The organism is Bradyrhizobium sp. 132, assembly GCF_023074185.1.
GTDB lineage: Bacteria > Pseudomonadota > Alphaproteobacteria > Rhizobiales > Xanthobacteraceae > Bradyrhizobium.
The window spans coordinates 481430-488625 of sequence record NZ_JADPKY010000132.1; the positions used below are offsets into that span (position 1 = coordinate 481430).

Below are 7196 nucleotides of genomic sequence, written 5' to 3' on the forward strand. Positions count from 1 at the left end.
CTGATTGCCGAGCCATGCAATGCCCTGACTGAGAAGACGTCTATTCGCCGGGTTCCGCGCCGCGGACCGCGTAGGCGCCGCGCTTCGATGCCGAGAAGCGCAAAAGTCCCAGAACCGAAGGATCGACCCCGGTTCGCCGCCGACAGAGGATGTTGAGGGCGATGGTCGCGAGCGCCAGCGACACAGTGGCCGAGATCGCTGCGCCAAGAACGCCGAGCCAGGGAATGAGGACGAGAAATCCGATCAGCCGCAACGCCACGTTGGCGGCAACGACAGGGACATACTCGCGCTCGTGGCCGGTCAGCTGCAAGATCGCCGCAGATGGACCGCCCGCTGCCTGGAAGGCCGTCCCGATCGCGAGCACGATCAGGACCCAGTGCTGCGCGGCAAAATGCGGCCCGAACAGGTTGAGAAGATGGGGACCGCCAACCCAGATCAGGAGAAGTCCGCTGACCACGCACAGCGCGGTCACTTCCGCCATGAGCCGCAAGGTTCGCTCGAATTCCTCGTGGTTCTTGCTGAAGTACAGTGACGGGAGCCGCCGCGCGCCAAAACTGTACAATGCGGCGGACAGCATGGCGAACATGTTGGCCAGGCGCGAAGCGGCGAAATAAATTCCGGCGGTTGCCGGGTCCAGCATCCAGTAGACCAGAATGACGTCGAAATACTGGTTCGCTGCTTCCAGGATGGACGCAACCCAGAAATGGAGCGCGCTCGATCTCCAGCGCGACGTCTCGGAGCGCACCGCCGTGCCGCGGAAATCCGGCAGAACTCGCGCAATCGCGATGGTCTGCGCGACCAGCCCGATCGACATGGCAATCGTCATCACGGCGATCAATTCGGCGGGATCGAGCTGTCGATGGCCGGACATGATTGCGAGCAGAAACAGCACGACGCTGACGCGCCAGAAGAACTCCCTGTTTCCTTCTCCCATGAGAATGCTGACCAGCGAGCGAGCGATCTGGCTGCCAAGCATTAGTCCTGCATTCACAGCGATGTAGGCCGACACCGCGATGATCAGCAGCCACGAATCGCCTCTGATGTTCGCGCCGATCGCGGTTGCGCCGATCGCAATCAGCATTGCGACGGAGGAAATCCTGAGGCTCGATAGCAGAACGCCTTTGGTGAGATCGGGCTGATTTCCCACCCGATACTCGTTCAGAAATCGCACCAGCAGCGATTCCTGTCCGACCAGCCCGACGACCGCCGCCATCTGGGCCACCGAAAGCCAGGTCGCAAAGATGCCGAACCCATCGGGAGACATCGTTCGTGCCGCCAGCGAGAACAACGCAAACGCAAGCGCACCGCTACCAACCTTGAGGAGGATGGTTCCGGCAACACCGCGCGTCACGTCGCGCCGCATGAACTGGACGATGGAATCGATCATGGGAATTTAAGGGGTAACTCCCCCTGGAGAGACATTTTCCGATACAGCCGACAGCCTAGCATGCCGAAAAACCGCGAGTGTTAATGGGCGGCCTCCATGCGCTTGCCGGCCGCGACGATGTCGTGGCTATGCCGGCTGCTTCACTATGGAACATCGCTGACCCCACTGTCCCAGATCAAGCAAAGCCCGGCCCGATCGCGTGGCGGCATAGCGCCGCATCGACGGTCAATGAAGGCGAGATGAGCCGTTTAAATGCGGACTGGCTCGCCCGGAATGGCCGCCGAGTTGCCGGAGACCGAAGTTTGCAGGGCATCCTCAGCAAGGTGCGTGCCGGATATCGTCAAGCCGGGCAGCCCTCTGCTTCATTAACCGAGATATCTAGAAATGATCGCGTTTGGTGCTGTGATGCGACATCAGGCGAGAGAATTGCACGTGCAACCATCGTTGACCGTGGGAGCCTGGACTATGACGGCCGATAGCAAGTTGACTGAGCCGAACGCTAGATCTGCGACCGCGACGATCGTCGCCGACATCGCCATTGTCGGCGGCGGCCTTGCGGGATCGCTCGCGGCGGCGGTGCTCGCGCGGGCAGGGCATCGTGTCACTCTCGTCGACAAGCGCGCGGTCTATCCGGACGAGTTTCGGGTCGAGAAAATCGGCGGCCATCAGCTGGTCATGTTGCGCAAGCTGGGCTTCCTCGATGCGCTCGACCGCGCGGCCTGCCGATATGATCAGGTGCTCAATATCAGGGAAGGCAAGGTGGTCGATGTCAGCGTCGGCCAAGCTTACGGGCTTCCCTACGCCGATCTCGTTGCCATGGCGCGCAGCCAACTGCCTGATCCGTCGAGCCTGATCGTCGACGAAGTCACTGCAGTCAATTGTAGCGACGATATCCAGCATATCGAGCTCGCTTCCGGAAGGCGCCTCGACGCGCGTCTCGTCGTTCTGGCTACGGGCATGGCGGGCGTTCTCGGCTACAAGCTCGGCATCAAGCGGCGCGTGCTGGCCGAGCGCCATTCGGTTTCGTTCGGCTTCACGATCGCCCGCCGGGACGATGCGCCGTTCGATTTCGAAGCGCTGACCTGTTACGGCGAGCGCACGGCGGACGGCATCGATTATCTGAGCCTGTTTCCCGTGCGTGCCGGTATGCGCGCAAACCTTTTCATGTTCCGCGACCCGGCCGATCCGATCATGCGCGAGCTACGCCGCGAACCGGAAGCGACGGTATTGCGCCTGCTGCCGGGATTGCGGCCTTACCTTGGCGATTTCCACGTGACCGACCGGGTGCAGAATTGGGTGATGGACCTGTCCGTCGTGGAAGGACATCTCCAGCCCGGCGTCGTGCTCATCGGCGATGCGTTCCAGACCAATTGCCCCGCCGCCGGCACGGGCGTTGCCCGGCTGCTGGTGGACGTCGATCGCCTGTGCACCGAATATGCGCCGCGTTGGCTCAAGACGGGGGGCATGAGCAAGGAGAAGATTTCGGAGTTCTATTCCGATCCCGACAAAGTCGCGGCGGACCAGCAGTCACTGAAGATGGCGCGCTTCCGCCAGGCCCTGACGTCCCGCAACGATATCGGTTGGGACGTGCGGCGGCGGCTGCACTTCCTGCGCCGCAGTATCACCCACCGGGTCGATCAAATGCGGCCGGGCTGGCTCGCGCATGTTCGAAGCGCGCTACGCGCCTGAGAGTCGCACCCTGTCGGCGCCTCGCGCTGGTCAGCGCGTGGGCGTCGAGGTGCGGGTCGGCAGGAGCCTGAACTCCGACATTCGCTTGGCGGCGAGTTTCAGCCAGGGCGCCTGTTTCAGGGCGAACAAGGATATGGCGCCCACGGTGCTGCCCGCCTGTGTGACCGCCCACATCGGCGAAGGCTGCGCGCCGAACAGTTTCTTGTAGGGTTCGTCACCGATGGTGAAATCGAGCATCCGATCCCCGCGCTCGATGCAATCCCTCGCCACCTGCTCGAACATCAACGCGCCCAAGGACTGGCTCTTGTATCCGGCAATGTCGAAGGCGCTCATGATGACAAGGAAGCTGCCTTGATGGCAGAGTCCGAGCACGGCGGCGATCACGTCGCCGTCCATCTTCATGGCATAAAGCCGGACAAAGGAGCCGAGACCGCGGAGCGCCATTTCGGAATAGAAGCCGTAATATTCCGGGCGCTGGAGCAGGTCTCCGTCGCCTTGTGCCTGAAAGCGCGGACCGCGCAATTTTCTCATCACGTCCAGCGCCTCGATCACGGAGGCGCCGTCGTTGCAGCATGAAAAACTCAAGTCGCCCTTCTTCTGGAGCTGCCTGGACTTTTTTGCGAGCTCCTTCTGATAGGAGCGATCCATCGCACTGGCGCGCCATTGCTCGAACGGCGCGACCAGAACGCTCGCGTAGGCATTGGAGTCCATCGCGACGCGGCGGGGCGTAGCCAGGAGGTTCTCGATCGGAAGCCGTCCGTCTGGCAGCTTGGCCATTCGCAGCAGATCGAACGGGCGGACGAGGCAGCGGATTTCTGCGCAGGCACTCTGGTCCTTGAGCAGCTCGGAAAATACCTGCGGGCTGCACACCGGCGCCAGATAGTCGGAGACGCGGAGGTCGGCGAATTCGACGGTCCGTATCGGGCCGCGCCGGACCCGCAGCAAGGGCAGCACCATCGCAAGGGTGCCCGTCGGGCGGTGGCGGACCGCGACAACCAGGGGAGTTGCGCCAGCATGAGACGCGAGCCTGGTGTAGAGGGTATCCAGCCAGAGCGGATGCTGGAACGCGGTGGCGGCCGAGTTTTCAAACAGCTTCGCATAGTCCGGCGACAGGAAGTCGAATCCCTGCTCGATGGCGATGTCGAACGTGTTGCTAGGTCTGTGCATGCGCAGCCAGGGAAAACCAGATAGCTCGGGACGATCGAGCCGGATCTGTGCTTTATAGCAGGGTCGTTACGGGTGAGACACCGGCGGCGTGTGATTTGCATTAATGCTTCGAGCAACGTTCGTATCGTTACCAAATCCTTAAATTTCGCGCCCGAGCGGCCTCGTGGCGCGGAGATCGACCTGCGCTAGCAAATAATTAACCGCGCTTAAGGAAGGTCGTTTCATGGCCAGCCTGTACACCGAGGTGGATTCCGGGGCATCCGGGAGCGCGATCTGGAAGACGCGCAGCGTTGGCGCTGAGAGGATTGCCAGGGCGGCGATCAGCTGGTCGATCACCGTCAACGTGGTCGCATCGATGGGCATCTTCAACGCCGGGCTGCTGCCGGCGGAGCTGAGCTTTCTGCAGCAGGCCATAGCCATCCTGATGTGGGGTGTCCTGATCTACGCTAGTGCATTTGTGCAGCCGCGTCTGCGGTTACAGGTCAATCCCGATCTGGTGGCGCTGGTCGCATTCTACGGCTTCGCCGTTGTCTCGGTGTTCTGGTCCAGCCTGAACGTCGCAGCGATCATGAAGAGCGCTGCGCTTGCGATGACGACGTTCGGCGCATTCTGTCTCGTCACGCGCGTCGATCTGGACGAGGTCGTGAGGACCACGGCCAATGGGCTTTTCATATTGGTCGCCGCATCGGCTTTCTGCGCGATCGCCGTGCCCGACATCGGGGTCGACCACAGCTGGATGCACAACGGTCAATGGCAGGGCGTCTACGAATCCAAGCAGACACTTGGTTTCGTGGGTGCCTATCTGATGTTCCTTGCCTGCTATCGGAAGATGACGGGGCAGGGGTGGCTGGCCTTCCTCGTTGTATTCTTGCTGGCGTCAACAAGCGTCCTCGCGTCGGAATCGCGCGGCGCCGGTGCTGTCGCCCTGGCTGCTTGCGCAATGCTCGTGACCTCGATGTGGTCGGTCGGCTGCATGAGGCTCTATGCGGTCCTGCCATTCGTCATGTGCATTCTGGCCGGATTCCTGATCCTGTATTTTTATGCGACGGGATATGACGCCATCCATATAGGCGATGCGAGTGTCGATTTTACCGAGCGGACCTTCATCTGGCACTACGCGATAAGCCATTTTGACGATGCGCCGTTGCTCGGCTTCGGCATCAACGGCTTTTGGACGATCCCGTCGATCTACGATTATTTCGAACAGAACCACGGCTGGGTGCTCGACAATTATCACAGCGGCTACATCGCGATCCTGATGGAAACGGGATTTTTGGGGTACACGCTGTTTGCCGCGAGCGTCCTGCTGTTCTCGCACAAGATCCTCCATCTGATTTCTGCACGCACGATCGACCGATCGCACTGTGCTCTCATCATCGGATTCGTCGTCCTCAGCTTTCAGACCAATTTCACGGAGACGACATTCCTTCGCTCGACAATGTTCACATCGGTGCTCCTGGTGGGGTTTTTCTTCGCGACGTGCAGACCGGTGCGATCGACGGAATTGCAGTCTTTACCAATGGATGCAGGATGACCGCCGTACGCGCTCGTTGGCCGAGAAGCTTCAATCTCGCAGCAACGGCATTTTTCTTTGCTTCGCTGTTGTCCCACGCCCATGGGGCCGAGCAGTCCGCCTCCCGCGATATGCCAAAACTGGGTCGCGGCATCAACATTCTCGGCTACGATGGAATCTGGGAAGGTGGCCAAAACGCGCCATTTCGCCTGAACAATTTGACCGCAATCAAGAAGGCCGGGTTCTCGCACGTCAGGATCAATTTTTTCGGCTTCAAGTTCATGGGCCCAGGGAACGTCCTGGACGAGATCGTCCTGAGGCGGCTCGACGCCGTGATCGAGGACGTCCTTGCAAGGAAACTCGTTCCCATCGTCGATGAGCACGATACCCACCTTTGCCAACGCGACGTTTCCGAATGCGGCGAGAAGCTCAGGGCGTTCTGGCGGCAGATCGCCGAGCGCTATGCCGGCAAATATCCGGCGCTCGTCTTCGAGGTCTTGAACGAGCCTGGTGGAGAAATGACGTCCGCCAGCTGGAATTCGCTCCTCAACGAATGTCTCGGCATCATCCGCCGCACCAATCCCGAACGGCCGGTCATTGCCGCCGTCCTCAACACGGATGAGATCCCGGTCGACGAACTGGCTCTGCCGGCCGACGACAGGCATCTCATCGTCACGTTCCATTATTACGCGCCGATACGGTTCACCCATCAGGGCGCGCCCTGGTCTCCGACGTTTTCGCGGATCGGGCCCCTGGATTGGGGCAGCCCGGACGACGAAGCGAAGGCGACCGCCGATTTCAAGAAGATGAGCGTATGGGCGGTGAAAGAGAAGCGTCCGGTTTATCTCGGTGAGTTCGGAGTGTACGAGCGTGCGCCATCCGACAGTCGCGAGCGCTATTTGTCGTTCGTGGCGAGAAGCGCCGACAGACTTGGCTGGGCATGGGCCTACTGGCAATTCGATCACGACTTCGCGGCCTTCGACAGCGCACGTCAGGCCTGGAAGCCGGGCATCCTGCGCGCCTTGATGCCGCCAACGCGTTGAAATCGCGCGCCCGATTCTTCTGCACAGTTTGCTGCACCTCCAAGCTTGCCGCAAATATCAGCCAGATCGCGATTGCCTTCAGGCGACAGTGAGAAAGTCAGCTCGGCGAGGTGGGTTGCGTCAAGCGGAACCAATTCACCTCGCGGAACGATTGTCGCGCTGAGACCTGTCGGGCAAAACACTCAGCACCCCGTCAACCCCTTCCGGCAAAAATATTCCACTTTATCGAAATTCGGTTTTGGCGTATGTGTCGCCCATCCCGGCTCACCCTTGAGGGGCGACCATGTGTCGTGATGGCCGTAGAGCCGGGCTTGCGGTGGACGCGGCAGCGTCGGGCGCGAAAGTGCGGGCAGGGCGGATTGCTCTCCGTGAGCCCAGAACTTCGTGCCGACGAGCG

General features: G+C 61.0%; 6 protein-coding genes. 3 read left to right on the forward strand and 3 right to left on the reverse strand.

Annotated features, from left to right (window positions below; all coding sequences use genetic code 11):
- Positions 1 to 40: 40 nt before the first annotated feature.
- Positions 41 to 1387: a polysaccharide biosynthesis C-terminal domain-containing protein gene (locus IVA74_RS30105; RefSeq protein ID WP_247350219.1), complete on the reverse strand. Its 1347-nt coding sequence runs from the start codon at positions 1385 to 1387 to the stop codon at positions 41 to 43.
- A gap of 465 nt (positions 1388 to 1852) precedes the next feature.
- On the opposite strand from IVA74_RS30105, the gene IVA74_RS30110 reads away from it, so the two are divergent.
- On the forward strand, positions 1853 to 3076 hold the full coding sequence (locus IVA74_RS30110; protein WP_247350221.1) for an NAD(P)/FAD-dependent oxidoreductase: 1224 nt from the start codon (positions 1853 to 1855) through the stop codon (positions 3074 to 3076).
- Positions 3077 to 3106: 30 nt separating this feature from the next.
- Here IVA74_RS30110 and IVA74_RS30115 read toward each other — a convergent pair whose 3' ends face one another.
- Positions 3107 to 4243, reverse strand: coding sequence for a GNAT family N-acetyltransferase (locus tag IVA74_RS30115; RefSeq protein WP_247350222.1), 1137 nt, complete (start codon positions 4241 to 4243; stop codon positions 3107 to 3109).
- 223 nt (positions 4244 to 4466) lie between these two features.
- Between IVA74_RS30115 and IVA74_RS30120 the strand changes: the two genes are divergently transcribed.
- Positions 4467 to 5777, forward strand: coding sequence for an O-antigen ligase family protein (locus IVA74_RS30120; RefSeq protein ID WP_247350224.1), 1311 nt, complete (start codon positions 4467 to 4469; stop codon positions 5775 to 5777).
- Positions 5774 to 6799: a cellulase family glycosylhydrolase gene (locus IVA74_RS30125; protein ID WP_247350225.1), complete on the forward strand. Its 1026-nt coding sequence runs from the start codon at positions 5774 to 5776 to the stop codon at positions 6797 to 6799. Before IVA74_RS30120 ends, IVA74_RS30125 begins: the two co-directional genes overlap by 4 nt.
- Before the next feature lie 182 nt (positions 6800 to 6981).
- Here the strand turns inward: IVA74_RS30125 and IVA74_RS30130 are convergent.
- On the reverse strand, positions 6982 to 7196 hold a 215-nt coding region (locus IVA74_RS30130; protein ID WP_247350228.1), incomplete at its 5' end, for a hypothetical protein.